Here is a 25,373-nt window from a genome sequence, read left to right as displayed (position 1 = left end):
AAGCATGGACGGGGACGAGGCGGCGGGCGAGCGGTTCGTCGTGGACATCCGGCCGACCCCGGACGGCCGCGTGGTCGGCACCGTGGGCCGGACCGGATCCGCCGAGGTGGTGCCGTTCTCCGGGTGGATGGACCTGCTGCGGCTGCTCGAACCCCGCACCCCCGACGCGGTCACCCGGTGAGCGGGCTGCGCGGCCGGGTGCTCGTCGTCGACGACGACCCGGTGAACCGGCTCCTGCTGCGCCGCGCGCTGGAGCAGGAGGGCCTCGACGTGGAGGTGGCCGGCGACGGGGGCCGGGGTTGGGAGCGGGTCGCCGGCGGCGGGTTCGACCTGGTGCTGCTCGACATCGTCATGCCGGTCCTCGACGGCTACGAGGTGCTGGCCCGGATGCGCGGCCACGAGGCCACCGCGACGCTGCCGGTGATCGTCATCTCCGGGTCCGACGACCGCGACGGCGTGGTGCGCTGCATCGAGCTGGGCGCCGACGACTTCCTGCCCAAGCCGTTCGACCCGGCGGTGCTGCGCGCCCGCCTGCGGTCGGGGCTGGCCCGCAAGCGCCTCGCGGACCTGGAGCGGGAGTACCGGGAGCAGGTCGGGCACGTCGTCGCGGCGGCGGCCGACGTCGAGCGGGGGGAGTTCCGCTCCGGATCGCTCGACACCGTCGCCGGTCGCGACGACGCGCTGGGCCTGCTGGCCCGGGTGTTCGGGCGGATGGCGCACGAGGTCGCGCAGCGCGAGCAGCGGCTGCGCGCGCAGGTCGGGGCCCTGCGCATCGAGATCGACGAGGCCCGGACCGCGCGCACCGTCGCCGCCATCACCGGGACCGACTACTTCGCCGACCTGCAACGCCGAGCCGCGGACCTGCGCTCGGGGCCGGGGCGGCAGAACGGGGACCAGCAGTGACCTCCATCGTGTCCGTGCACTCCTTCCGCGGCGGCACCGGCAAGTCGAACACCACCGCGAACGTCGCGGCGGTGCTGGCCGGGCGCGGGCTGCGGGTGGGGGTGGTCGATCTCGACATCCTCTCCCCGGGGATCCACGTGCTGTTCGGCGTCGACCAGGACGGCCTGGACCACCACTTGGACGGCTACCTGTGGGGCCGGTACCCGCTGCGCGCCGCGGCCCGGGAGGTGACCCCGCCCGGGGTGGCGGGCCGGATCTGGCTGGTCCCCTCCAGCGTCGCCCCGCACGACATCGCCCGGATCATGGCCGAGGGCTACGACGTCGGGCTGCTCGGCGAGGGGGTGCGGTCGCTGGCGGTCGAGCTGGAGCTCGACGTGCTGCTGCTCGACACCCACCCGGGGCTGAACGAGGAGACGCTGCTGTCGATCGCGATGTCCGACGCGCTCGCGATCGTGCTGCGCCCGGACCACCAGGACTACGAGGGCACCCACGTGACGGTGCAGGTGGCGCGCAGGCTCGCGGTGCCCCGCACGGTGCTGGTGGTGAACAAGACCCCGGAGTCGTTCGACGCGGACGCGGTGGCGCAGCGGGTGACGGAGGCCTACGACACGCCCGTGGCCGCGGTCGTCCCGCACTCCGAGGAGCTGATGGTGCTCTCCAGCGGCGGGATCTTCGTCCTGCGGCACCCGGACCACCCGGTGGCCGCCCTGTACGCGCAGCTCGCGGACCACCTGGTCGGGGTGCGGGCGTGAGCTAGTTCTTCGACCGCGAGAAGATCGCGGCCGGGGTCGGGTCCACGCGGCGCCGCCGCCCGCTGCTGCTGCTGGCGGAGAGCTGGTCGGGCACTGCACCCGGCAGCCCCGGACCCTCCAGCGAGGTGCTCGACTTCCTGGCCGGCACCGAGGTGTTCGGCGGGCTGGACCGCGCCGCGCTGCGGGAGCTGTTCGTCCAGCTCGACCCGGTGCACGTCGCGGCCGGGGAGGTGGTGCCGGGCGCCGGCGCGCTGCACCTGCTCGCCTACGGCCGCCTCGCCGTCCGGTCCGGGAGCGGGACCCGGGAGGTCGGCCCCGGCGAGGTCGTGGGGGCGACGGCGCTGCTGGCCGAGCCCCCGGCCGACACCCACGTGCACGCCGTCCGCGACTCGCTGGTGCTGCGGCTCGGGGTGGCCGGGTTCGAGCGGGTCGCCGCGGCGCACCCGGCGTCGCTGCTCGGGTTGTGCCGCGCCCTGCTGCGCGCCGACGCCGGGCCCGCGCCCGCGAGCGTCCCCGCGGAGGTCCCGGGCACCACGGTGGCGCTGCTCCCGGCCGGGACGGCCCGGGTGCCCGACGAGGTCGTCGCCGGGCTGGTCGCGGCGCTGGGCCGGGCGCTGGAGGTCAGCTCCGCGACGGTCGACGCGGCCCTCGGGCCGGGCGCGTCGGGCACCGAGCCCGCCGACCCGCGCAACGGCAGGCTGCTGGCCTGGCTGCAGCGCGTCGAGGCGGCGCACCGGTTCGTGGTCTACCGCGCCGACGACGGCGACACCGAGTGGACGCGCCGCTGCCTGCGCCAGGCCGACCGGGTGCTGCTGGTCGCCCGCGCCGGGGACGACCCCGCGCCCGGCGCGGCGGAGCGAGCGCTGGCCCTGGTCCCGGGGGAGCGACGCCGCGACCTGGTGCTGCTGCACCCCGCGGGCACGGCGGCGCCGTCGGGGACCGCGGCGTGGCTGGCGAACCGGGGGATCACCCGGCACCACCACGTCCGCCACGGCGACCGGTACGACGTCGCCCGGGTGGCGCGGTTCCTCTCCGGCACCGCGCGCGGGCTGGTGCTGGCCGGGGGCGGCGTGCGCGGGTTCGCGCACCTGGGCGTCATGCGGGCCCTGGAGGAGGCGGGGATCCCGGTCGACGCGGTCGGCGGGGCCAGCATCGGCTCGCTCATGGCCGGCTTCCTCGCCGCCGGGCTCGACCACGGGCAGCGGGTGCGGCAGGCGTGCGCGGCGATGGTGGAGCAGGGGTCGATGGTCGGGTTCACGCCGCCGTTCGTGGCGGTGTCCTCGGGCCGCAAGGTGACGCGGCTGCTGCGCGAGGAACCCTCGTTCAGCGGCCTCATCGAGGACCTGTGGCTGCCCTACTTCGCGGTGTCGGCGTCGCTGAGCCAGGCCCGGGAGGTGGTGCACGACAGCGGCCCGACCTGGCGCGCGATCCGGGCCAGCATCGCGATCCCGGGGGTGTACCCGCCGGTGCACGACGGCACCCAGCTCCTCGTCGACGGCGGGGTGATGAACAACCTGCCCGTCGACGCCATGGCCCGGGTGGTCGGCGACGGCCCGATCGTCGCGGTCAACCTGCAACCGACCGGGTCCGGCCGCCGCCCGCCCGCCGAGCTCGACCTCGCGGTGTCGGGCTGGCGGGTGCTGGCGTCGAGGCTCAACCCGTTCACCCCGCGGATGCGGGTGCCGCGGATCGGGGACGTGGTCGTCCGCAGCATGTCGCTGTCGACCGCCCGCCTACAGCGCGACCGGCTGGGCAGCCGCTCGATCGAGCTGCTGACCCCGCCGGTCGGCCGGTCGGGCCTGCTGGACTTCGCGGCGGGTCCCGCGCTGGTGGAGCCCGCCTACGAGTACGCGCTGGAGGCGCTGGCGCAGAGCCGGGCCGTCAGCTCGTGACCGTCGCCCGGGCCCGTCGCAGGTGCTCCTCCGGGGTGGTGATCTCGGCGGGTGGCACCCAGGTGAAGCGGTGCGGTGCCGCGTCGCGGAGCATCACGAAGGTGAGCACGCCGAAGCAGAACGGCAGCGTCATCGCGGGCAGCCCCCACGGGCTCAGGAACGACGCGATCGCCCCGAACAGCAGCGCGGTGTAGGCCGCGCAGGCCAACCCGAGCAGGGCCGAGCGCCAGCTGAGCACGTAGAACACCCCGGCGATCGCGAGGCAGGCGTCGTAGGAGTTGAACCCCCACAGCCCGTTGTAGATCGCCACCCCGTCGGCGCCCAGTGCCATCCCGACCAGCATCCCGACCGCCGACCCCGCGACGGCGAACAGCGCGGCGATCCGCGAGCACACCGCGATCCCGACCAGGATGATCACCCCGCCCAGGATGCTGTTGACGAAGAACAGCTGCGCGATGCCGCGGAACACCGCGTTGAGCACGGCGAACGCGTCGGTGCTCCCCGCGGCGTCGGCCGACTCGCGCAGCACGGTCGACACCGACGGGCCCGCGACCGTCGGCGAGGCCGGGGACACGAGCTCGCCGAGGTTGCCGCGCGCGACGTTCAGCCCGGTGACCAGGAACAGGAGCACCGAGATGTTGAACGCCAGGGTGAACGGCGGCACGCCCCAGATCCCGAACAGCGCGGCCAGCGCGGCCATCGCCACCGACGACCCGGCGCTGACCACCACGATCCACACCACCGACACGCCGTCCCACGCCGGGGCGAGGAACGTCGCCAGCGCCAGCCCGCACAGCACGCCGTTGAAGCCGAACAGCCCCAGCCGCACGGCGCCGCGGTCGAACCCCATCAGGATCGCCACCAGGGTCGATACCGCGACGCCGAGCGTGCCGCCGAAGCCGAGCCACGGGTCGTGGATCCAGGCGGCCAGCAGCACCAGCAGGCCGGTGAGCGGGTTGTTCATGAACATGACCTGCCCGACGCCGCGCAGGCAGGACTCCACGAACGCCAGCGGCGGCACCCGCTCGAGACGCTCCTGGAGCTGCGGTGCCGTCCCGTCGATCCAACCGCCGGACACGGCGGTGCCTCAGCCGGCGGACATGGGGACGCCCATGCCCGGGTCGACCTGGTGCGGCCCGTTCTGGCCCGGCCGGACGTCGAAATCGAAGATGGCGGTCGGGAGGTAGACGGTGGAGCAGGAGTTCGGGATGTCCACGACGCCGGACAGGCGCCCCTCGATCGGGGCCGCACCCAGGATCATGTACGCCTGGATCGCGCTGTAGCCGAACTTCTGCAGGTAGTCGATCGCGTGCAGGCAGGCGCGCTGGTAGGACAGGTGCGAGTCGAGGTAGCGCTGCTCGCCGTCCAGGGTCACCGAGGTGCCGGAGAACGCGAGCCACTCGCTGTACTGCGGGTCGGTGCGGCCGGGCATGAAGATCGCGTTCTCGGACACGCCGTAGGTGTCCATCCCGCCCTTGATCAGGTCGACGCGCAGGTCCATGAACCCGCCCATCTCGATCGCTCCGCAGAAGGTGATCTCGCCGTCGCCCTGGGAGAAGTGCAGGTCGCCCATCGAGAGCTTCGCGCCGTCGACGAAGACCGGGTAGAACACCCGCGAGCCCTTGGTGAGGTTCTTGATGTCCTGGTTGCCGCCGTTCTCCCGGGGCGGGGCGGTGCGCGCCGCCTCGGCCGCGACGCGGTCGTGCTCCGCGCCGGTGAGGTCGCCCAGGATCGCCGAGTCGGGCAGCGGGGGCAGGGCCAGCGGCGGCACCCGTTGCGGGTCGGTGTCGATCAGCGCCTGCTCACGGGCGTTCCAGGTCGCCAGCAGCGCAGCCGACGGGGCGGTGCCCATCAGGCCGGGGTGCACGATTCCGGTGAACGCCACGCCCGGGACGTGCCGGGAGGTGGCGACGCCGCCGGTGAAGTCCCAGATCACCTTGTAGGCGTCGGGGAACTGCTCGGTGAGGAACCCGCCGCCGTTCCTTGTGGCGAACACCCCGGTGTAGCCCCAGCCCTGCCCGGCGAGCGGGCCGGAGTCCTCCTGCGGGATCGGGCCGACGTCGAGGATGTCGACGATCAGCAGGTCGCCGGGCCGAGCACCCTCCACGGCGATCGGACCGGACAGCACGTGCACCCCGGCCAGCGGGGCGTTGAGCACGTCGTCGGCGGAGTCGTCGTTGTGGATGGCCCCGTCGAACCACTCCCGGCAGTGGACGCGGAAGGAGTCACCCGGTTTGACGCTCACGAGTGCCGGGATGTCGGGGTGCCACCGGTTGTGGCCGACGATGCGCTGCTCGGTGAACTTCTTCATCGAGTCGAGAGGGAAGACGACCTCGGGCATGGTGATCAGCACTCCTCATCCGTGTCACCTGGGACGAACGTCGAACACCGGGGCTGCCGGTGCGCAGGGAGGGGCCCGTCAGGGCCGCGGCAGTGCTCGCATCCGGGGGTCGAGCCGGCCCGGGGACACCGCCCGCGAGCGGCCCGGGCGGGGGGCGGAGGGCACCGAGGACACGACCGTCGGGTCGGACCGGGTCGACTCGGCATGGTCGATCACCGCCATCCGGCGACGGTCGCCGAGGCCGAGCAGCGGTGCGGTGAAGACGCGGGTGGACGGGTCGCCGCAGCGGGGGCAGGCGACCGAGGCCGGCGCGGTGCCGATCGGCAGGCGCACGTCGACCGGACCGTCGCCCGCGCAGCGGTACGTGTAGGTCGCCATCAGGATCCCCCTGCTGAGAGGCGGAAACAATTTCCTCGGAAAGTAGTACGGCCACAGGGGTGTGTCAACGGACCCGGCGGGCCGGGGCCTCAGAGCTGCTGGATGACGTCCCAGGACAGGCCGTCGGCGGTGGCCAGGAAGACCCGCTGGCGCAGGTGCCGGTCGCGCAGCTCGACGGTGCCGCGCGGGGTCTCGTAGGACAGCCCCTCGGCCACCGAGGTCATCGGCAGGACGTCGGCCGACCCGGCGCGGTGCATGAGCTCGGTGAGCAGGCGGACGCCCTCGTAGCAGGACTCGCCCAGGCTGTTGAGCACCGGTGCGTCCGGGCCGAACCGGCGGGAGTACGTCGCCGCGAAGTCGAGCCCCGACGCCGTCGCGAGGTCCTCGAAGAACCCCGCCGACGTCATGAGGCCGCGGGTGTTGTCCGCGCCCGAGGCGAGCAGCACGTTCTCGTCGATCAGCGAGCTGAAGCGCAGGACGTCACGGTCCAGGCCCTGCGCGCTGAAGGCCCGGTTGAACGCGACGGCGTCGTCGCCGATGAGCAGCATCAGCACCGCGTCGCACCCGCTGGCCTCGACCCGGTGCAGCACCCGGGAGAACTCGGAGGTGCCCAGCGGCACGTACATCTCGTCGCAGACCGTGCCGCCGATCGTGCGCAGGTACCGACGGGCGACCCGCGCGGAGCGGCGCGGCCACACGTAGTCGTCGCCGACGATGGTCCACCGGCGCACGCCGACCCGGTCGGCGAACCAGTCCAGCGCGGGCCCGAGCTGCAGGTCGGGGGTCTCCCCGGTCAGGAACACCCCCGGCCGGTGCTCGCCGCCCTCGTAGAGCGCCGTGTACGCGTAGGGGACCCGGCCGGCGATCCGCGGGGCGACGGCCTCGCGCACCGCGGAGATGTGCCACCCGGTCACGGCCTCGATCGACCCGGCACGGATCAGCGCGTCGACCTCGGTGGCGACGACGGCGGGCGGGTTCCCGCCGTCGACGGGGACGAGGTTGAGCTCGCGGCCGAGCACCCCGCCCGCGGCGTTGATCTCCTCCGTCGCGAGCGCGGCGCAGCTCTCGCAGGACGGGCCGAAGATGCCCGCCGGGCCGTGCAGCGGTACCACCAGTGCCATGTTGAGGACGTCGCCCCCCGTCGGCGGCGGCACCCTGAGCTGCGACGCCGCGGGCACGGTCATGCCGTCACGCTAGTCACGGGTCGTCCCGCTGCGGCTACTCCGATCGTAGGGATATCATCGCGCGATGGTCGCCCCGGACCGCACGCCGCCCGACGGCGACGAGTCGATCCGACTGCTCTCGCTGGCCGAACGGGCCGTCACGCAGCGGCTGGACCTGGCGCTGCGCGCCCAGGGGGGCGGCATCGACCAGTGGCGGATCCTGTCGCTGCTCGTCGAGCGGGGCGGCAGCCCGATGAACGTCGTGGCCGACCACGCCATGCTGCTGGCGCCCAAGCTGAGCAAGCTGGTCGACCGGATGGTGTCGGCCAACCTGGTGCTGCGCCGTCCCGACGAGCACGACCGCAGGCGCGTGCTCATCGCCGCGACCGCCCGCGGGCGGGCGGCGCTGAGCACCTGGGACGCCGCCTGCGCCACGGTGCAGCAGGAGTTCCGCGACGTCCTCGGGCCCGACGCCGCCGTGCTCGACGACCTGCTCCGCCGCCTGTCGCGCGGCCTGGCCCCGGCAGGCCCGCCCCCGGGCGTCCCGGCCGCACGGACCACCTGAGATCCGCACCGCCGAACGCCGCCCTTGGCGGTGCCGCGGGGCCTGCCTACGGTGACCGCATGCCGATCGTCGAGGTCCATCTCGTCGAGGGGGCGCACACCCCCACCCAGCTCGCCGGGCTGCTCACCGGGCTGAGCGCCCGGTACGCCGAGGTCCTCGACTCGCCGCTGTCGCGGATCCGCGCCTACCTCACGCTGCACGAGCCCGGCCACTGGTCGACCGGCGGGGAACCGGGGGTGCCCGCCCCGTACTTCACCGCGATCGTGCTGGCCGGGCGGCCCGCGGAGCAGCGCCACCGGCTGCTCGCGGCGTTCACCGACGTCGTCGTGGACGTCCTGGGCGTCGACCGGGAGGTGGTGCGCGGCCGGATCATCCAGGTCGACCCCGACGACTGGGGGATCGGCGGGGTGCCGGCGTCGGCGGCGCGGCGGGCCGAGATCGCCGCGCGCGAGTCCTAGAAGATCCCCCGCCGGGCCCCCATGTCGAGGCCGAGCGTGGAGCCGTGCAGGGCGTCGGCCTCGGGGGCGAGCAGGGTCGCCACGGCCCACGCCACCTCGCCCGGCGTGACGAGCCGGCCCAGCGGCGACTCCGCGGCCCGCTCGGCCAGCACCTGCTCCACCGGCACCCCGCGGCGCTGCGCGGCCTGCTCGGAGAGCCCGCGCAGCCGCGGGGTGTCGGCCGGTCCGGGGGCGACCAGGTGCGCGGTCACCCCGCGCGGGCCGTAGGCGATCGCGAGCTGGCGCACCAGGTTGGCCAGCGCCGCGTTCGTGACGCCGGCCGCGCAGGCGTAGGGGGCCGGTTCGATCCCGTAGTGCCCGCCGAGCGCGACGATCCGTGACCCGCGCACCAGCCGGTCGTCCACGGCGCGGGCCAGGCGCAGCAGGCCGCCGCACTTCAGCGCGACCGCGTGGCCCAGCGCGCCGGGGGCGATCGTCTCCAGCGGCCCGGCCGCCGGCAGCCCGGCCGCCTGCACGACCATCCGCACCGGCCCGTCGCCCGCGGCCGCGACCCCCGCCGCGATCGCGTCGACGGCGGAGTCGGAGCCGATGTCGGCCGCGCACGGCCCGCCCCGCGCCACGGCGACGACGGCGAGCCCCTCGGCGCGCAACCGGTCGGCGACGGCGGAACCGAGCGCCCCCGACGCGCCGACGACGACGGCGATCCCGGCACTCACGCCCGCCCCCGCCGCACCCGGAATTGGAGGAAGGCCACCTTCATGCCGTCCGGCTGCGGGAAGGTGGCCTTCCTGCAGTTCGGGGTGGTGGGTGTCATGCCGCCTCCGCGTCCAGGTCCAGTTCCCGTCGCGCCACCGCGAAGGCGGCGTCGGGGTCGGTCAGGTCGACCTCCACGGCGATCATGCCCGCCGCCCGGGCGCCCGTGACGTTCCACGGCATGTCGTCGACGAACACGATGTCACCGGGTTCGGTGTCCAGCGCCTGCGCCGCGAGGGCGTAGGCCCGGGGGTCGGGCTTGAGGATGCCGGTGACCGAGGCGTCCACCAGCACGTCGACCTGCGCGAGGACCGGGTGCGCGGTCATGGCGGTGTCGCCGTGGAAGGCCCGCAGGTCGTTGGTCAGCACGCCGATGCGGTGCCCGGCGGCGCGGGCGTCGGCCACCAGTGCCGCGGCCGTGGGCCGGATGATCGCGTCGCCGGCCAGCGCGTAGAGGGTGTGCATGAACTCCTGGATCGGCCACCCGGGCCGGCCGAGCGCGGCACCTACCTCGTCGGACCGGTACTGCCAGTACTCCCGCTCGGTGATCTCCGAGCGGATCATCCGGTCCCACAGGTCGTCGGGTTCGGGACCCAGCGGGCCGCGGCGGGCGACGACGGCGGCCGTCGCGGGCTCGGCGTCGCCCAGCAGCGCGAGCATCTCCGACCCGGAGCGGAACACCGTCCCGCCCAGGTCCAACAGCAGGGCCCGCATCAGTGCTCGGGCTCCGTGCCGACGAGCGCGGCCGCCAGTACGACCGTGCACATCACCGAGCACGCCGGGCACCAGCACACCACGTGCCGGTCGGCCGCCACCCAGTACTCCTGCACGAACGCGGCCTCACCGAGCGCGGCGCCGCATCCGGGACAGAACCTCACGTCCACGCCGGCACCGGGTCGCCGAACAGCTCCAGCACCTGGTCGCGGATGGGGGAGTACCGCACCGAGCTCTCCCGGGTCCAGAGCTGCCGGAATTCCACCGCGGAGCCGAACTTGTCGCGCTCCATCGGCAGGTCGATGACGTCGTGCGGTTCGCGGTAGGTGCACAGCGGGTCCTCCCCGCGCGCGACGGCGTCCATCTGCTCGGCGTAGAGCTTGCGCAGCATGATCACCCCGAGGTCGGAGCGGCCCAGGTGCTCCTTCGTGCGGTCGGAGATCCGTCCCTGGGTGATCCAGGCGACGATGTCCTGCCCGTCGACGTAGTCGCGCAGGTACTCGCCCCGCTCGTCGACCAGCGGGATCTCGTAGACGGGGATCGACGACTGGGGCGGGGCGCCGCCGTCGGGCCGGTAGGTCTGGTACCAGACGTGCCAGGTGTTCTCGTCGTCGATCGGCACCCGGATCTGGAACGTCGCCAGCCCCGCCGCGCCGACGCGCAGCATGTGCGGGAACACCAGCGGGTGCCCGACCTTCCAGTCCTCGTCCTCCTCGGTGTGTCCCTCCAGGACCCGGCGCTTGAGGATGCCGTGCTCGAAGACCTCGAAGGCCACCTTCACGTGCTTCTTCGTGACGACGGGCAGCGGTGCGGCGGCCCCGCCGAGCTCGCGCAGGAAGCTGCCGTAGCGCCCGTGCAGCCACTCCACGTGGTACGGGTCGACGGAGTTCTCCATGATCTGGACGAAGTTGCAGGGCAGCTCGGCGTGGCCGATGTCGCGCCAGGCGTCGTCCCAGACGAACAGGTCGTAGCGCGGCAGCTCCGGCGCCGGCAGCGGGCCGAGGTAGGCGAAGACCAGCCCGCCCAGCTCCTGCACCGGGTACGCCGTGGCCCGGATCCGGTTCTTGAACGTCGAGTCGGCGGGCTCGCCCGGCTGCTCCAGGCACTCGCCGGTGGCCGAGAAACGCCAGCCGTGGTACCCGCAGCGCAGGCCCTCCTCCTCGGTGCAGCCCAGCCACAGCGCCGCGCGCCGGTGCGGGCACTGCTCGGCCAGGAGCCCGACCGTCCCGCTCCCGTCACGGAACAGGACGAGGTCCTCGCCGAGCAGACGACGCTTCACCGGCACCCGCGTGGCCATGTCGTGGGTGGCCACCGGCCACCAGTAGCGGCGCAGCAACTCACCCATGGGAGTGCCCGGCCCGACCCGCGTCAGGCGCTCGTTCTTCTCCGCGCTCAGCATGTCGTCGACCGTAGAAACCGCCGCGACCTGCGGGAAGGCCGTCGTTCGGCACGGCAGAACGGCGCCGCGCGTTCGGCAGGGGAGAACGGCCCGCTTGCCGGGCCCGTGTGACCACTGACACCGTCCGACGAACGTCACCAGGACCGAGGAGTTCGTATGGCCACCGTCGTCCCCGTCGAGCCCTACACCGGTGAGTGGTACCCGGGCTTCCAGCCGGAGTTCATCACTTCCCCGTACATCATCGACGGCACCGGGCCGTTCCGGAAGGAGGACGAGGACAAGTTCTGGTTCCTCGACTTCCACTGGTCGCGCGGCATGACCCCGCTCGCCGCGTTCGCCTGGGGCCAGGACGGCTACTGCTGGGGCACCCAGCACGCCGCCGAGAGCCTGCCCCTGCCCCCCGGGCGCGGCATCACCTCGCGCTTCGCCGGCACCCACCTCTACGGCTCGGCCATCCCCGAGACCGACCCCCGGGAGATCGGCGCCCGCGCCAACCGCCTGGGGACCAACCTGCCGCGCTTCCTGGAGAACTACCAGTCCACCTGGGAGGCCGGCCGCGACGAGCTCGAGGCCACATGGGGCTACTTCCACGGCCTCGACCTCACGGCCGTGCCGACGGGCGACCTCGCCGGCCTGCTGGGCCAGGCCCGCCGCTACCACCAGCGGTCGATGGAGATCCACTTCGGCGTGATGTACCCGCTGCTGGTCAACTTCCTGGGCTTCTACGGGGCCTGCGCCGAGATGGGCATCAACACCGCCGACATCGGCAAGTTCCTCCAGGGCGAGGACACCAAGATCATGGAGACCGACCGCGGCCTCGCCGAGCTGGCGAAGAAGGCCAAGGCGGCCGGTCTGCGCCAGGTGTTCGAGGACAACTCGGGCAACGCCATCCGCACCGCACTGTCGGCGAAGGGGGGCTCGGCGTCGCAGTGGCTCACCGACTTCGACGACTTCCTGCAGGTCTACGGCCACCGTCAGGAGGCCACCTGCGACGTCGGTGTCCCGAGCTGGATCGAGGACAACACGATCCCGCTCGACATGATCAAGAGCTTCGTGCTCAAGGACGAGGACCACGACTTCGAGGCCGCCGCGCGCAACGCGATGGCCGAGCGCGAGGCCGCGGTCGAGACCGCCCGGTCCGGGCTGACGAAGGAGGAGCAGGCCGTGTTCGACGCGGGCCTGCGGTCCAACCTCGAGGCCAACTTCCCGTGGTGGCAGGACGACCACAACTACTACATCGACCTCAAGGTCATGATCCCGCTGCGCCGGGTGTGCCAGGAGCTGGCCGACCGGGTCGGGGCCGAGGACCGCAACGACATGCTCTACCTGTTCTGGCCGGAGCTGCAGAAGGTCGCGACGGGCTCGACCTACGACGGCGGGCTCAAGAGCCTGGTCAAGGACCGCCGCCAGTACTTCGACCACTGGGGCGCGCTGCGCGGTCAGATGCCGAAGGTCCTCGGCACCGTCCCGGAGACCGTCGAGGACCCGGTGCTCATCGAGATCTTCGGACTCAACCCGTCCGCGATCCGCGCGGTGCAGAACCCGAACGCCGCGGAGGAGACCGTCCTCGAGGGCGTCGCGGCGGCGAAGGGCACCGCGCGCGGCATCGCGCGCGTGCTGCAGAGCAGCGACGACATGCACCGCCTGGAGCCCGGCTCGATCCTGGTCTGCGAGTCGACCTCGCCGAGCTGGACGCCCGCGTTCGGCAAGATCGCGGGCGCGGCCTGCGACGGCGGTGGCATGCTCAGCCACGCGGCGATCGTCGGGCGCGAGTACGGCGTGCCGACGGTCACCGCCATCGGGATCGCCACCGTGGCGATCAAGGACGGCGACGAGATCGAGGTGGACGGCACCAACGGCCGGGTCACCATTCTCAAGCGCGCGGCGGACCTGGCCGGCGCGTGACACTCTCGGGGGTTCTCATGCAGTCGGTTGTCTGGGTCGACGAGGTAGACCTCGCACAGGCCGTGGCACTGGCGGGATCGAAGATGGGTCGGCTCACCGAGCTGCACCGGGCCGGGGTGGAGGTACCGCAGGGTTTCGCCGTCACCGTCGACGCGTACCGGCGGCACTGCACGGAGTCCGGCCTGGACGCCCGGATCGAGGAGGTGATCTCGTGGCTGGGGTCGGAGCCGTCCGACGCCGCGGTGGAGGACGCCTCGACCCGGATCCGGACGCTGTTCGAGGACACCCCGATGTCCGACGCCCTCGCGGGCGAGATCACCGAGGCCTACGAGGAGCTGTGCCTGCGGGCCGTCGACGTCAACGTGCCGACGGCGGTCCGCAGCTCGGCCACCGGTGAGGACGCCGCCGACGCGTCCTTCGCCGGGATCTTCGACACCTACCTCGGGGTGTCCGGGCCGCAGCGGGTGATCGACGCGGTGCGGGCGTGCTGGGGCTCGCTGTTCACCGGGCGGGCGCTGGCCTACCGGCTGCGCAAGGGCATCTCCCATCACGCCATGCCGATCGCGGTCGGCGTCATCGAGCTGATCCACGCCCGGGCGTCCGGGGTGGCGTTCTCGGTGCACCCGGTCACCGGCAAGCCCGACCGGATCGTCATCGAGACGAGCTGGGGCTGGGGCGAGGCGATCGTGCAGGGCCTGGTCAACCCCGACCACGTCGAGGTGGGCAAGGCCGACGGGCGGCTGCTGAAGTACGACGTCGCGCACAAGTCGGTGGTGTCGGCGTTCGACTTCGCCGACGGGCGCGTCACCGAGATCGACATGCCGGCGAAGCTGGCCGACCGCAAGGTGCTCGACGACGAGCAGATCGCCGCGATCGCCGCGGCGGTCACGGCGATCGAGGAGCACTACGGCTACCCGGTCGACGTCGAGTGGGTCATCTCCCGGCACCGCCGGGCGGGCGACCCGGTGTGCATCGTGCAGTCGCGGCCGGTCACCGTCACCGCCCCGGTGGCGGCCCCGGCCGCCTACGACCCGGTGGCGCTGGCGCAGAAGTTCGTGTTCAGCGGCAAGCCCATCCCGGGTCGGTAGCGCTCCCCGCGAACGGCACTCCCGCCCCCTCCCGTGGGGCGGGAGTGCCGTTCGCGCGTGTCAGGGCACGTGGCCCAGCCGTCGGCTGATCACCGCCGCGGACTCGATCACCCCGCCGCGGATCCGGCCCAGTGCGGGGGCGGCGGCCCGGTCGGTCGGCGCCGCCACCGACAGGGCCGCGATCACCGACCCGTCGGCACCGCGCACCGGCGCCCCCACCGACACGACGCCGACCCGGCTCTCCTCCCGGTTCTCCGCCCACCCCCGCTCGGCGACCTCGCGCAGCCGCGCGCGCAGCGTGCCCTCGTCGACGATCGTGAACGGGGTGTGCCGCCGGGGCACCCAGTGCGCGAGCCGCCGGTCCAGCTCGTCGGGGGGCAGGGCGGCGAGCAGGGTCTTGCCGGTGCTCGTCGTCGTCGCGGGCAGACGGGTGCCGACGCGGGAGAAGATCCGGACGGTGTGCGGGCTCTCCAGCCGGTCGATGTAGACCGACTCCATCCCGTCGAGCACGGCGAGCTGCACCGTCTCGCCCGTGGTGTGGCGCAGGCCGGCCATGACCGGCATCGCGGCCTCGTGCAGGTCCAGGTGCGGGGCGACGCTGGCGCCGAGGTCGAACACCGCGAGCCCGAGCCGGTAGCCGCCGGGGGTGCGCTCCACCAGCCGTTCGGCGGCGAGCGTCGCCAGCAGCCGGTGCACGGTGGACGTCGCGAGGCCGAGCCGCCGGGCCAGCTCGGAGACGCCCAGCTCGCGGTCGGTGCGGGAGAACTCCTTGAGCAGGCGGGCGGCGTTGCGGACCGACGTGAGCTCCCAGCCCGGGCGCTTTCCCTCCATGCGGGAAGGATTCCTTGTCCGGCGTACGGGCGCTACCTACCGTCGGGAGCACCACCACGAGGGAGTGCGCATGCTGACCGCCGAGCAGAACGAGCAGCTGACCCAGGTCGAGGCCGGGACCCCGATGGGGGAGGTGCTGCGCCGCTACTGGTACCCCGTCGCGTTCACCCGCGAGCTGGAGGAGTTCCCCGTCAAGCGGGTGGAGCTGCTCGGCGACTTCTTCGCGCTGTGGAAGTCCCCGTCGGGCCGCTACGGGATCGTGCCCGAGGCGTGCCCGCACCGGAAGGCGTCGCTGGCCTACGGCGTGGTCGAGCCCGACGGCATCCGCTGCCCGTACCACGGCTGGGTCTTCGACACCGACGGCGCGTGCACCTCCCAGCCCGCCGAGCGCGACAACACCCAGTTCCAGGAGCGGGTGCGCGCCCAGGCCGGCAAGGTCGAGGAGATGGGCGGGCTGGTCTGGGCCTACGTCGGCCCGTCCCCGGCCCCGGAGCTGCCGCGCTTCGACACCTACGTCATGGACGGCTACCGCGACATCGGCTGGGCCGACCTGCCCTGCAACTACGTGCAGATCATGGAGAACGCGGTCGACCCGCACCACGTGGAGTTCCTGCACGGGCGCTACTTCGAGTTCGTCGGCAAGCACGAGGGCTTCACCGCGCCGGCGTCGTTCGGCAAGGAGCACATGAAGATCGGGTTCACGGCGTTCGAGTGGGGGATCATCAAGCGCCGCGTGCTCAAGGGCGCCACCGAGGAGAACGACGACTGGAAGGTCGGCCACCCGCTGGTCTTCCCCTACAACATGCGCGTGGGCGGCGGCGGCATCCACCAGATGCAGATCCGGGTGCCGGTCAACCGCACCACCACGCGGTTCATCCTCTACACGGTGCACAGCCCCGACGGGTACGAGCACGTGGAGCAGCCGCAGATCCCCGACTACGAGCTGCCGGTGTTCGACAAGGCCGGCCGGCACGTCACGAACTACGTCGAGGGCCAGGACATGATGGCCTGGGTGACGCAGGGCGCGATCACCGACCGCACCACCGAGCACCTGGGCCGCAGCGACATCGGCGTGGCCATGCTGCGCAAGATGTTCCGCGAGCAGATGGACGTGGTCGCGCGCGGGGAGGACCCGCTCGGCACGATCCGCGAGAAGCACGAGCGGATCGACCTGCCGTGCGAGAAGGACAAGTTCCACGCCGGCGGGGCCCAGTTCGCCCTGGACTTCTGCGACATGGGCTCCACCCGCTTCTCGCCCGTCCTCGACACCATCAAGAAGATCCACATCTCGGCGGCGGACAAGATCGCCTCCGAGAAGGCGGCCGCCGAGTGAGCACACCGGTCGACCGGCGGTTCGTGGCCGATGCGGCCGCGCACCGCCGGGACGTCCCCCGCTTCTGCCCCGGGTGCGCGGGCGGGCTCGGGATGGCGACGGAGTTCTGGGAGGCCGAGGAGCGGCGTTTCTACTGCTCGTGCACGGGCTGCGGGTGGACCGGGGAGATCACGCCGACCGGCGCGGTGGCGACCGGTCACGAACCCGAGCACTGAAACCGGATTCCGCCGTAACCCCGGGCGACTGCGCGGAGTCCTTCCTGACGAGCAGGCCGGACCCGCCGGCCGACACGCAGGGGAGCCCACGATGAGCGAGATCTTCGACGCCTACGACGCCGACCACGACGGCCGGATCGACGCCTACAGCTACGACGCCGACGGCGACGGCTACGCCGAGGGCGCGGTCTACGACACCGACTACAACGGCTGCTTCGACTTCGCGATCGCCGACACCGACGGCGACGGCCTCGACGACACCGCCTACTACGACTACGACGAGGACGGCATCGTCGACGAGGTCATCGTCGCCGCCTGATCCACCCCGCCGCGCGCCGGACCCGACCCGGGTCCGGCGCGTCGTGCCGTGCGGGGTCGGGACGGCGCTGCGGCGAACGCGAGGCCCCGCTGCGCCAGTTCCTCGGTGAGGATGCGGACCGCCTTCGGGCCGACGCCGTGCAGTGCGAGCAGGTCGGCCGGGGTGACCCGGGTGAGCTGCGCCCAGCGGGTGAAGCCGTGGACGGCCAGCGCGCGGCGGGCCGGGCGGCCCAGTCGCGCCGGCAACTCGCTGCCGGCCGCGGCGGCGTCGGACTCCCGGGGGCCGACCGTCCGGGTGTCGACCGGCGCGGTGACGAGCCGGGCCAGCGTCCGCAGCCCGGCCACGACCTCGGCGGCGGTAGGCGCACCCTCGGGCGAGGCGAGCCACTGCACCGTCACGCCGGAGACCAGGGCGAGCTGCACCGCGCCGAGCGTGCGGGCGTCCTCGTCGGACACCTCCTCGGGGGCGACGCCCAGCAGCACGGCGGCCAGCCCCCGGCGGGCCTGCTCGTGGCCCCGGGCGAGCACCGCCCGCAGCGACTCCTGGTGGTCGGACCGGACCAGCGCGTCGACGGTGGCCATCGACAGGTCTCGCCGGTCGGTGACGGAGACGACCAGGCCGTCCCACAGGGCCGCGTACGGGTCGGGAGCACCGGCGGCCCCCTCGACGGCGCGCCCGATCTGCTCGCCCCACTCGGCCATCGCGGTGGCCATCGCCTGCTCCAGCAGGGCCTCCCGGGTGCCGAAGTGGTAGCCGATGGCCGCGTGGCTGACCCCGGCCGCGGCCGCGATGTCGCGCACCGTCGTGCGGGCCCATCCCCGCTCGCGCAGGCACCGCATCGCGCCGTCCAGCAGGTCCTCGCGGTTCCCCATGGCCGCACGGTACCGGTGTTTGACCGTATGGTTCAACCGGATGGTCAAGAACTCGGCTACGCTGCGGCCTATGAGCCCGCAGGTCCGTCCCTACCGCGAGTCCGACCTCGCCGCGCTGCGCGAGCTGTTCGTCCGCGCGGGGGAGGGGGCGCCGACCGCCTCGCTGTGGGGGCACCCGCCGTCGGAGGCCGCGATCTACCTCGACCCCTACGTCGAGCACGTGCCCGGGTCGCTGCTCGTCGCCGACGACGGCGGCACGCTCGTCGGCTACCTCACCGGCTGCCCGGACCCGTCGCGGATGCCGGGGGAGGGGGAGCGCATGGAGCGCGCGGTCCGGGAGCACCGGCTCTACGCGCGGGCCCGGCCGGCGGCGTTCCTGGCCCGCGCGGTGCTCGACCAGGTCCGTGGCGGGCTGCGCCAGGAGGCCCGCGCGGGGGAGCTCGCCGACCCGCGCTGGCCCGCGCACCTGCACGTCAACCTGCTCGGGTCCGCGCAGGGCCGTGGCGTCGGCTCGGCCCTGCTGCGCAGCTGGCTCGACCGGCTGCGGGCCGCCGGCTCGCCGGGCTGCCACCTGCAGACCCTCGTCGAGAACGACCGCGCCGTGCGGTTCTTCACCCGTCACGGCTTCGTCGCGCACGGACCGACGCCGCCGGTGCCGGGCCTGCGCGGCCCGGGGGGCGGGCGGCTGCACCAGCAGACGATGGTGTGGAGCCGGTGAGCCGGCCCGCGCCCGGTCAGCCTTCGCCGCGGGCGTGGGCGCGCAGCCGGTCGGCCCAGGACCGCTCCGCCGGCGGCGCGCCCACGTCGGCGAACCGGGCGCCGTCGTGTTCCACCACCGGGTAGGTGCCGAGGCGGTGCTGCGGGGTCGTCTCGCACTCGCCGGTGTCGAGGTCGAAGCGGTACCAGTGCCACGGGCAGACGACCACCCGTCCGTCGCGCAGCCAGCCCTGGTCCAGCGGGCCCTGGTTGTGCGGGCACACCGCGTCGGTGACGCGCAGTCCGCCGTCGACCCGGAAGACCGCGAAGCGGCGGCCGTCGGGGGCGCCGACGACCCAGCTGTCGCGGCCCTCGGCGTCGCCGAGCGGGACCAGCGTCACCGCGGAGTCACCGCTTGCCCGAGTCCCGCAGCGCCGCCAGCGACTCCCCGCCGACGAACCACAGGTCCGGCTCGCACTCGGTGACGACGACCCGCACGTTCTCCCGCGGGGCGCCGACGGAGGCGTGCACGGCGGCGGTGACGGCCTCGCCGAGCGCGGCGAGCTGCTCGGGGGTGCGGCCCCGCGCGAGGGTGATCTGGACCAACGGCATCGTCGTCTCCTACCTGCAGCCGAGTTCGAGGGTGCCGAGGCGGTCGATCGAGGCCACCACGACGTCACCGGGCGCCACCGGGACGGCGGCGGTGAGCCCGCCGGAGAGCACGACGTCGCCCGCGCGCAGGCCCTCGCCGTCGGCGGCCATCGTGCGCACCATCCAGGCGACGGCCGCGGCGGGGTGCCCGAGCGACGCCGCGCCGGACGCCGTGGCGACCAGCTCGCCGTTCTTCTCCAGCACGACCCCGACCAGGCGCAGGTCGATCCCCGCGGGCGGCACCGGTGTGCCGACGACGAACCGGCCGGCCGAGGTGTTGTCGGCGACGACGTCGGCCATCGTGAACTTGTAGTCCCGGTAGCGGGAGTCGAGCACCTCGATGCCGACGGCCACCCCGGACGACGCCGCGATCACGTCGGCCGCGGTGACGTGCGGGCCCGCGAGGTCGCGCCCGAGCACGAAGACGATCTCGGGCTCGCAGCGCGGCTGGATGAGTGCCCCGGTGTCCAGCGGCTCGCCCATGTCGAGCGCGTTGGCGCCCGCGAGGAAGCCGAAGACCGGGCTGGACACCCCGACCTGCGCCTGCTTCGCGCGGCTGGTGACCCCCAGCTTCCACCCGACGAGAGGGCCCGCGGCGTCGCGCAGCACGCGCTGCACGGCGTAGGCGGTGGCCAGGTCGGGGACGCCGAGCGCGTCGATCGCGGTGCGGTCGGCGACCGCCTTCTGCAGCTGGACGGCGTAGTCGCTCATGCCCCTACCCTCACGGTGATCGGCCCGAGCCGGTCGAACTCGGCGCGGAAGACGTCGCCCGCCGTCATCGGGACGGCGGCGTGCAGCGCCCCGGTCATGATCAGGTGGCCCGGCTCCAGCGCCACGCCGTTCTCCCCGAGCACGTTGGCCAGCCAGGCGACGACGGCCACCGGGTCGCCCAGCGCCGCGGCGCCCGCGCCGGTGTCGATCAGCTCGCCGTTGCGGGTGAGCGTCATGCCGATCAGGCGGGTGTCGATCCCGTCGAGCGGGACGATCCGGCTCGACGTCGCCATCGCGCCGTTGGAGGCCAGGTCGGCGACGGTGTCGGCCAGCTTGATCTTCCAGTCGACGATGCGCGAGTCGACGATCTCCATCGCGGCGACCGCGCCGGCGATCGCCGCGTGCGCCTGCGTCACCGTCACGCCGGGGCCCTGCAGCCGCTCGCCGAGGACGAAGACGATCTCGGCCTCGATCTTGGGCTGGATGAACCGGTCGAGCGGGATCGTGTCGCCGTCGCGGTAGACGGTGGAGGCGAGGACCGGACCGTGGTCGGGGGAGTCGACGCCGATCATCTTCTGCATCGGCTTGCTGGTCAGGCCGACCTTGTGGCCGATGACCCGGTCGCCGTCGGCGAGCAGCAGTTCGATCAGCTCGCGCTGCACCGCGTAGCCGTCGGCCATCCCGAGGGTCGGGTCCTCGTCGGTGAACGGCGGGATCGGCACGCGGGTGCGGCGGGCGTCGTAGAGCGCCCGGGCCTTCGCCGGTGCGTCGGTCACGGGCATGCGGTACTCCCAGTCGTCGGTGTCCGGGTCTGATCGTGTCGGGATGTGGGCCACGGGTCACGGTGCCCGTTCCGCCCACCGGAACGGTTCATGCCTCGCGGCCCCTCGTCGCCAGCTCCGGGTTCCAGCCGAGGCGGCGACTCACCGCCTCGCCGGCCTCCACCAGGGCGCGGGCGAAGCGGCGCCGGGGCACCGCGCCGAAGCGGGCCACGGGGGCGCCGATGCTGATGGCGGCCACGACGTCGCCGAGGATGTCGCGGATCGGGGCGGCCAGGCTCGCGACGCCGATCTCGCGCTCGTTGATCGCCTCGGCCCAGCCGCGGGCGCGCACGGTCGCCAGCTCGGCCCGCAGCACGCCCGGCTCGACGAGGGTGTGCGGTGTCAGCGGGGTGAGCGGGCGGGCCAGGAACGCCTCGCGGTCGGGCTCGGGGCAGTGGGCCAGCAGCACCTTGCCGCTGGAGGTGCAGTGCGCGGGCACCCGCCGCCCGGTCTCGGTGAACAGGCGCAGCGAGTGGGCGCTCTCCAGCCGGTCGACGTAGACGACCTCGTCGCCGTCGAGCACCCCGATCTGGGACGACTCGCCGGTCTGTTCCCGCAGGTGGGCGAGCACGGGACCGGCGGCGGCGTGCAGGTCCAGGTGCACCTTGACGGCCTCGCCCAGCTCGAACATGACGATGCCGAGGCGGTAGCCCCCGGTGTGCGGGTCCTGCTCGACGAGACCCTCGGCCACCAGCGTGGTGAGCAGCCGGTGCACGTTGGACTTGCCGAGGCCGAGCCGCCGGGCCAGCTCGGAGACCCCGATCGACTCCTCCCGGCTGAGGAACACCTTGAGCAGCCGGGCGGCGTTGCGCACGGTGGACAGCGTCGCGTCCGTCACGCCCGCTCCCCACGGGGCGCCCGCCCGGTCACCGCGGCGCCTCCGGGGTCCAGTCCCGGCGGCCGCCGACCGACTCCAGCAGCGCCCTGCGCACCTCGTCGGGATCGGGCGTCGGGGAGTCCGCCGCGGCCGCCACCCCGGCGTTGTGCGGGGCGATGGCCTTCGCCAGCAGGGCCTGGGCGCGGGGGAGCCCGGCGGACGCGGCGCCCACCAGCTCGTCGACGAGGTGCTCGCGCCCGCGCACCCTGGCGCGGATGGCCTCGAAGTCGCGGGCCGCCGACGAGTGCTGCGCGGCCAGCCCCGACCCGACGTGCCCGGCGTGGTGCGGGGTCAGCCCGGAACCGGGCTGGGCCACCACGTGGTAGACGACGGTGGTGAGCCCCAGTGCGTGCTTGACCTCGCCGTACGCCGGTCCCTCCCGCTCGTCGACCAGGCCCAGCGACGGTGTGACGACCGGATCGTAGAACCGCAGCTCCCAGTCGAGGCCGGGCAGCGAACCCGGCACGGCGACCTCCTGGCCGCGCAGCGGGCCCAGCCCCTCGCGGGTGGCGAGCAGGTGCAGGTTGCGGGCGCCGACCGCGGCGACGGTCAGTGTCCCGCCGGCCAGCAGCGGCATCCGCCCGCGGACCGCGGGCGGGAAGGTGTCGGCCTGCGCGAGGTAGGCACGGTGCAGCGCCGCGACGTACTCCGCCACGGCCGCGCGCATGTCGAGGGGATCGGTCACGACCCCGCCCCCGTTCTGATATCCGGAACGCTGTGTCTTCCTTGCGGAACGCTAGGCGGGCTAGCGTCGGGGCGTCAAGCGAACCGGGAGCTGATACATGGGCATCCTCCGCCTCGCCCACATCGACGTCCGCACGCCGGACCTCGATCTCGCCACCGCCTACTACACCGAGGTCATGGGCCTGCAGCAGGTCCAGCGCACCGTCGACCCGGAGTTGGGCGACACCGTCTACTTCAAGTGCTGGGACGAGGAGGACCACCACTCGCTGCGCATGCGCTACAACCCGCGCACCGGGATGGACTCCTTCACCTTCCGCGTCGAGCACGAGGACGACCTGCACGACTTCGAGAAGAAGCTCGCCGACTACGGCGCCCAGGTCTCCCGCGTCTCGAAGGGGGAGGCCGTCGGCCAGGGCGAGTCGATCCGCTTCGAGGTGCCGTCGGGCCAGATCATGGAGCTCGTCTGGGACGTCGAGAAGACCGGCAACGTCCTGGGCAAGCACAACCCGGCCCCGGTGCCGCCCCCGGACCTGCCGGGCATCGCGCCGCCCCGGATGGACCACATGCTCGTCAACGCCGAGGAGGTGGGCGAGGCGGCGCGGTTCTTCCAGGACGTGCTGGGCCTGCGGCTCACCGAGCAGGTGCTCGACGGCAACGGTCACCAGATGGGCGTCTGGCTCGCGGGCCGCACCAACTCCCCGCACGACATCGCGATCGTCAACGGGCCCAACGGCGCGCTGCACCACTGGGCGTACTGGCTCGACGACTGGGACCACATCCGCAAGGCCGCCGACACGCTGGCATACAACGGCGTGCAGATCGACCAGGGCCCGACGCGGCACGGTGTCACCCGCGGCAACACCATCTACTTCTTCGACCCGCTCGGCATCCGCAACGAGGTGTTCACCGGCGGCTACTGGGTCGACCCGGACCAGGAGATCATCACCTGGACGGAGCAGGAGTTCGGCAAGGGGCTCTTCTACTACGAGAACATCGTCAGCCAGCGCTTCCTGAGGATGCACACATGAGTGATCGAATCCTTCGCCTGCAGCACGTCGAGATCCGGGTGCCGGACCTCGAGCTGTGCGCCGCCTACTACACCGAGGTGCTCGGCCTGATCGAGACCGCCCGCGACGTCCGCGACGGTGTCGACCGCGTGTTCCTCAAGTGCTGGGACGAGCACGAGCACCACTCCGTCGTCCTGCGCCAGGCGCCGACCTACGGCCTGGACCACATGGCGTTCAAGGTCGCCGAGGCCGCCGACCTGGACTACTTCACCGAGAAGCTGCAAGCCGCGAGCGTGCCGGTGAAGCGGTACGCGGCGCGCGAGCTGGGCCCGGGCTGGGGCGAGGCGATCCGCTTCGAGGCCCCGTCGGGCCACCTGGTCGAGCTGGTGCACGGCATGGAGCGCCTGGGCAACATGCTGCCGATGACCAACCCGCCGCCCCGGCCGCAGGACCTCGTCGGCATCGCGCCGCCGCGGCTGGACCACGTGTTCGTCATGGCCGAGGACGTCGAGGCGTTCTCCGCGTTCTTCTCGGGCGTGCTGGAGTTCCGGCTCACCGAGCAGATCGTGGCCAACGACGGCCACCAGCTCGCGGCGTTCCTGGAGCGCTCGCACACCCCGCACGACATCGCGGTGATCACCGGGCCGAACGGGGCGCTGCACCACTTCGCGTTCTGGATGGACGACTGGAACGGCATCCGCGACGCCGCCGACACCCTCGCCTACCACGGCGTGCAGATCGACGTCGCCCCCACGCGGCACGGCGTGACCCGCGGGTACACCACCTACTTCTTCGACCCGGTCGGCAACCGCAACGAGCTGTTCACCGGCGGCTACTGGGTCGACCCCGACTTCGAGCCGATCACCTGGACCGAGGAGGAGATGGGGCGCGCCATCTTCTACTACCACCGCCAGGTCAACGAGCGCTTCTTCACGGTGCACTCGTGACCGCCCCCCACGACCCGCGCAAGCTCGACCGGTACGAGGCGCCGAACTACCTCGCCCGGTACCGGGAACGCCAGGGCTCCGCGCCGGCGACGAACGGCAGCAACGGCCGCGGCGGCAACAGCAGCGGCACCGCGAACAAGGCCGGGACCGGCACCGCGACCGTCGACGAGACCCCGCTGTACCTGCGCCGCTTCCGCGAGCGGGGCGCGACGGCGGCCCCGCCCGCGCCGACGGTCGAGTTCGACGGCGCGACGTTCACCCCGGCCCTGGCCGAGGCGACGCGCGGCAAGGAGGTCGCGGCACCGGTCGAGCGACGGGCGAGCGAGAAGTTCGTCTGTGAGATCTCGATCATCCGCCACGGCATCACGCAGGGGTACTCCACCGACGCCGGCCTGACGCCGATGGGCGGCTGGCAGGCCCACCGCCGCGGCCACGAGCTGGCCCGGCGCTGGGACGCGGGCGACACCGTCCGCCTGGTGCACGCCGACACCAACCGCGCCCGGCAGACCGCCGTCCAGCTCTACAACGGCGCGCAGGACGGCATGGCGATGTGGGGCAAGGACATCACCCTCACCGAGCCGACGCCGATCCCGGAGCTGCGCAACTTCGGGGTGTGGACCCCCGACGGCCTGCGCGACGTCACCTCGGCGTTCCGGCAGTACCAGTCGACGATGGAGAAGCTGGAGCGGATGGCGGTCGGCGACCGGCCCCGCTGGCTCGTCGAGATCGACCGGTTCTACCGCGTGCAGCTGGGCGGGGGCGACCCGATCCAGACCTGGCTGACGATCCCGCTGATGTACTTCGAACCGCCCGCGCTGTGCGTGCGCCGGTTCTGGCGCGGGTTCCACCGGCTCATCGCGGAGAACCCGGGCGACCAGCGGATCCTCGCGGCCACCCACTCCGGGCCGATGCGCGCGTTCGCCACCTGGGCGCACGGTTACGACCCGGGCGAGCCGCTCAACACCGAGGAGATCCGGGTGAAGCTGCGCGAGGGCGGGCAGACCGCGTTCGTGTCCTACCGCAACCGGGTCACCGAGGTGAACGTGCCGCCGCCGGACGAGTTCCCGCAGTGGGAGTCGTGACGGTGGGAGTCGTGAC

The 25,373-nt window shown here is 73.3% G+C and carries 31 protein-coding genes; 15 read left to right on the top strand and 16 right to left on the bottom strand.

Annotated features, from left to right (window positions below; genetic code table 11):
- Positions 1-4: 4 nt before the first annotated feature.
- From PHY01_RS26395 to PHY01_RS10230, 4 genes are all read left to right on the top strand, one after another.
- On the top strand, positions 5-181 hold the full coding sequence (locus PHY01_RS26395; RefSeq protein ID WP_170183742.1) for a hypothetical protein: 177 nt from the start codon (positions 5-7) through the stop codon (positions 179-181).
- Positions 178-903 carry a response regulator gene (locus PHY01_RS10240; RefSeq protein ID WP_141278340.1) on the top strand — a complete coding sequence of 242 codons (726 nt, stop codon included), beginning with the start codon at positions 178-180 and terminating at the stop codon, positions 901-903. The genes PHY01_RS26395 and PHY01_RS10240 overlap by 4 nt, the downstream gene beginning before the upstream one ends.
- Positions 900-1,655, top strand: a complete 756-nt coding sequence (locus PHY01_RS10235) for a MinD/ParA family ATP-binding protein (RefSeq protein WP_141278339.1) — start codon at positions 900-902, stop codon at positions 1,653-1,655. Before PHY01_RS10240 ends, PHY01_RS10235 begins: the two co-directional genes overlap by 4 nt.
- 125 nt (positions 1,656-1,780) lie before the next feature.
- On the top strand, positions 1,781-3,547 hold the full coding sequence (locus PHY01_RS10230; protein ID WP_141278338.1) for a cyclic nucleotide-binding and patatin-like phospholipase domain-containing protein: 1,767 nt from the start codon (positions 1,781-1,783) through the stop codon (positions 3,545-3,547).
- Here the strand turns inward: PHY01_RS10230 and PHY01_RS10225 are convergent.
- The 4 genes from PHY01_RS10225 to PHY01_RS10210 all read right to left on the bottom strand — a co-directional run bounded on the left by PHY01_RS10225 (position 3,537) and on the right by PHY01_RS10210 (position 7,387).
- Positions 3,537-4,625 (bottom strand): urea transporter, encoded by a 1,089-nt coding sequence (locus PHY01_RS10225; RefSeq protein ID WP_141278337.1) that lies wholly within the window; start codon positions 4,623-4,625, stop codon positions 3,537-3,539. The genes PHY01_RS10230 and PHY01_RS10225 overlap by 11 nt on opposite strands.
- A 9-nt stretch (positions 4,626-4,634) precedes the next feature.
- Positions 4,635-5,888, bottom strand: coding sequence for a formamidase (fmdA, locus tag PHY01_RS10220; protein ID WP_141278336.1), 1,254 nt, complete (start codon positions 5,886-5,888; stop codon positions 4,635-4,637).
- A 78-nt stretch (positions 5,889-5,966) separates the two neighbouring features.
- Positions 5,967-6,266: a zinc ribbon domain-containing protein gene (locus PHY01_RS10215; RefSeq protein ID WP_141278335.1), complete on the bottom strand. Its 300-nt coding sequence runs from the start codon at positions 6,264-6,266 to the stop codon at positions 5,967-5,969.
- A gap of 89 nt (positions 6,267-6,355) precedes the next feature.
- Entirely contained in the window at positions 6,356-7,387 is a 1,032-nt protein-coding gene (locus PHY01_RS10210; RefSeq protein ID WP_370467328.1) for a substrate-binding domain-containing protein, read from the bottom strand.
- Between the two features lie 127 nt (positions 7,388-7,514).
- Here PHY01_RS10210 and PHY01_RS10205 point away from each other — a divergent pair, with 127 nt between their 5' ends.
- Positions 7,515-7,994 carry a MarR family winged helix-turn-helix transcriptional regulator gene (locus PHY01_RS10205; RefSeq protein WP_141278333.1) on the top strand — a complete coding sequence of 160 codons (480 nt, stop codon included), beginning with the start codon at positions 7,515-7,517 and terminating at the stop codon, positions 7,992-7,994.
- Between the two features lie 59 nt (positions 7,995-8,053).
- Entirely contained in the window at positions 8,054-8,452 is a 399-nt protein-coding gene (locus PHY01_RS10200; RefSeq protein ID WP_141278332.1) for a tautomerase family protein, read from the top strand.
- Here PHY01_RS10200 and PHY01_RS10195 read toward each other — a convergent pair.
- The 4 genes from PHY01_RS10195 to PHY01_RS10185 form a co-directional block, all read right to left on the bottom strand.
- The gene (locus PHY01_RS10195; protein ID WP_246085816.1) at positions 8,449-9,168 is read right to left on the bottom strand and encodes an SDR family oxidoreductase; all 720 of its coding nucleotides are present in this window, start codon (positions 9,166-9,168) and stop codon (positions 8,449-8,451) included. The two genes, PHY01_RS10200 and PHY01_RS10195, sit on opposite strands and share 4 nt — an antisense overlap.
- A gap of 94 nt (positions 9,169-9,262) precedes the next feature.
- The gene (locus tag PHY01_RS10190) at positions 9,263-9,919 is read right to left on the bottom strand and encodes an HAD-IA family hydrolase (protein WP_141278330.1); all 657 of its coding nucleotides are present in this window, start codon (positions 9,917-9,919) and stop codon (positions 9,263-9,265) included.
- On the bottom strand, positions 9,919-10,083 hold the full coding sequence (locus PHY01_RS26390) for a hypothetical protein (RefSeq protein ID WP_170183741.1): 165 nt from the start codon (positions 10,081-10,083) through the stop codon (positions 9,919-9,921). The genes PHY01_RS10190 and PHY01_RS26390 overlap by 1 nt, the downstream gene beginning before the upstream one ends.
- Positions 10,080-11,318, bottom strand: a complete 1,239-nt coding sequence (locus tag PHY01_RS10185) for an aromatic ring-hydroxylating dioxygenase subunit alpha (RefSeq protein WP_141278329.1) — start codon at positions 11,316-11,318, stop codon at positions 10,080-10,082. The genes PHY01_RS26390 and PHY01_RS10185 overlap by 4 nt, the downstream gene beginning before the upstream one ends.
- 156 nt (positions 11,319-11,474) lie before the next feature.
- Between PHY01_RS10185 and PHY01_RS10180 the strand changes: the two genes are divergently transcribed.
- Both PHY01_RS10180 and PHY01_RS10175 read left to right on the top strand, forming a co-directional pair.
- Positions 11,475-13,223: a PEP-utilizing enzyme gene (locus PHY01_RS10180; protein ID WP_141278328.1), complete on the top strand. Its 1,749-nt coding sequence runs from the start codon at positions 11,475-11,477 to the stop codon at positions 13,221-13,223.
- 17 nt (positions 13,224-13,240) lie between these two features.
- Positions 13,241-14,311 (top strand): PEP/pyruvate-binding domain-containing protein, encoded by a 1,071-nt coding sequence (locus PHY01_RS10175; RefSeq protein ID WP_141278327.1) that lies wholly within the window; start codon positions 13,241-13,243, stop codon positions 14,309-14,311.
- A gap of 60 nt (positions 14,312-14,371) precedes the next feature.
- On the opposite strand, the gene PHY01_RS10170 is transcribed toward PHY01_RS10175, so the two are convergent.
- Positions 14,372-15,142: an IclR family transcriptional regulator gene (locus PHY01_RS10170; RefSeq protein WP_141278326.1), complete on the bottom strand. Its 771-nt coding sequence runs from the start codon at positions 15,140-15,142 to the stop codon at positions 14,372-14,374.
- Between the two features lie 70 nt (positions 15,143-15,212).
- Here PHY01_RS10170 and PHY01_RS10165 point away from each other — a divergent pair, with 70 nt between their 5' ends.
- From PHY01_RS10165 to PHY01_RS10155, 3 genes are all read left to right on the top strand, one after another.
- Positions 15,213-16,475, top strand: a complete 1,263-nt coding sequence (locus tag PHY01_RS10165; RefSeq protein WP_141278325.1) for a Rieske 2Fe-2S domain-containing protein — start codon at positions 15,213-15,215, stop codon at positions 16,473-16,475.
- Positions 16,472-16,690, top strand: coding sequence for a hypothetical protein (locus PHY01_RS10160; RefSeq protein WP_141278324.1), 219 nt, complete (start codon positions 16,472-16,474; stop codon positions 16,688-16,690). The genes PHY01_RS10165 and PHY01_RS10160 overlap by 4 nt, the downstream gene beginning before the upstream one ends.
- Before the next feature lie 91 nt (positions 16,691-16,781).
- The gene (locus tag PHY01_RS10155) at positions 16,782-17,009 is read left to right on the top strand and encodes a hypothetical protein (protein ID WP_141278323.1); all 228 of its coding nucleotides are present in this window, start codon (positions 16,782-16,784) and stop codon (positions 17,007-17,009) included.
- Here PHY01_RS10155 and PHY01_RS27480 read toward each other — a convergent pair.
- Positions 16,964-17,881 carry a TetR family transcriptional regulator gene (locus PHY01_RS27480; protein WP_141278322.1) on the bottom strand — a complete coding sequence of 306 codons (918 nt, stop codon included), beginning with the start codon at positions 17,879-17,881 and terminating at the stop codon, positions 16,964-16,966. The genes PHY01_RS10155 and PHY01_RS27480 overlap by 46 nt on opposite strands.
- A 70-nt stretch (positions 17,882-17,951) precedes the next feature.
- Between PHY01_RS27480 and PHY01_RS10145 the strand changes: the two genes are divergently transcribed.
- Positions 17,952-18,599, top strand: a complete 648-nt coding sequence (locus PHY01_RS10145) for a GNAT family N-acetyltransferase (RefSeq protein WP_141278321.1) — start codon at positions 17,952-17,954, stop codon at positions 18,597-18,599.
- A 16-nt stretch (positions 18,600-18,615) separates the two neighbouring features.
- On the opposite strand, the gene PHY01_RS10140 is transcribed toward PHY01_RS10145, so the two are convergent.
- The 6 genes from PHY01_RS10140 to PHY01_RS10115 form a co-directional block, all read right to left on the bottom strand.
- Complete coding sequence (locus PHY01_RS10140) at positions 18,616-18,978, bottom strand: Rieske (2Fe-2S) protein (protein ID WP_141278320.1); 363 nt, start codon at positions 18,976-18,978, stop codon at positions 18,616-18,618.
- 7 nt (positions 18,979-18,985) lie between these two features.
- Positions 18,986-19,189, bottom strand: coding sequence for a 2-hydroxymuconate tautomerase (gene thmT / locus PHY01_RS10135; RefSeq protein WP_141278319.1), 204 nt, complete (start codon positions 19,187-19,189; stop codon positions 18,986-18,988).
- Between the two features lie 9 nt (positions 19,190-19,198).
- A complete protein-coding gene (locus PHY01_RS10130) occupies positions 19,199-19,939 on the bottom strand; it encodes a 2-keto-4-pentenoate hydratase (protein ID WP_141278318.1) in 741 nt (246 codons plus the stop codon).
- Entirely contained in the window at positions 19,936-20,721 is a 786-nt protein-coding gene (locus PHY01_RS10125; RefSeq protein WP_141278317.1) for a 2-keto-4-pentenoate hydratase, read from the bottom strand. Before PHY01_RS10125 ends, PHY01_RS10130 begins: the two co-directional genes overlap by 4 nt.
- An 88-nt stretch (positions 20,722-20,809) precedes the next feature.
- Positions 20,810-21,598, bottom strand: coding sequence for an IclR family transcriptional regulator (locus PHY01_RS10120; protein WP_141278316.1), 789 nt, complete (start codon positions 21,596-21,598; stop codon positions 20,810-20,812).
- 28 nt (positions 21,599-21,626) lie between these two features.
- Positions 21,627-22,322 carry a hypothetical protein gene (locus PHY01_RS10115; protein ID WP_246085815.1) on the bottom strand — a complete coding sequence of 232 codons (696 nt, stop codon included), beginning with the start codon at positions 22,320-22,322 and terminating at the stop codon, positions 21,627-21,629.
- Between the two features lie 97 nt (positions 22,323-22,419).
- On the opposite strand from PHY01_RS10115, the gene PHY01_RS10110 reads away from it, so the two are divergent.
- From PHY01_RS10110 to PHY01_RS10100, 3 genes are read left to right on the top strand one after another with little or no spacing between them, the layout of a single operon-like run.
- On the top strand, positions 22,420-23,349 hold the full coding sequence (locus PHY01_RS10110) for a catechol 2,3-dioxygenase (protein ID WP_141278315.1): 930 nt from the start codon (positions 22,420-22,422) through the stop codon (positions 23,347-23,349).
- Complete coding sequence (locus tag PHY01_RS10105) at positions 23,346-24,275, top strand: catechol 2,3-dioxygenase (protein WP_141278314.1); 930 nt, start codon at positions 23,346-23,348, stop codon at positions 24,273-24,275. Before PHY01_RS10110 ends, PHY01_RS10105 begins: the two co-directional genes overlap by 4 nt.
- On the top strand, positions 24,272-25,357 hold the full coding sequence (locus tag PHY01_RS10100) for a histidine phosphatase family protein (protein WP_141278313.1): 1,086 nt from the start codon (positions 24,272-24,274) through the stop codon (positions 25,355-25,357). The genes PHY01_RS10105 and PHY01_RS10100 overlap by 4 nt, the downstream gene beginning before the upstream one ends.
- Positions 25,358-25,373 lie beyond the last annotated feature (16 nt).

The sequence above is a fragment of the Pseudonocardia hydrocarbonoxydans genome (assembly GCF_006539565.1).
In the GTDB taxonomy this organism is placed as follows: Bacteria; Actinomycetota; Actinomycetes; order Mycobacteriales; family Pseudonocardiaceae; genus Pseudonocardia; species Pseudonocardia hydrocarbonoxydans.
The sequence above is the reverse complement of the archived record's forward strand: the minus strand, read 5'-3'. Positions and strand labels throughout refer to the sequence as shown.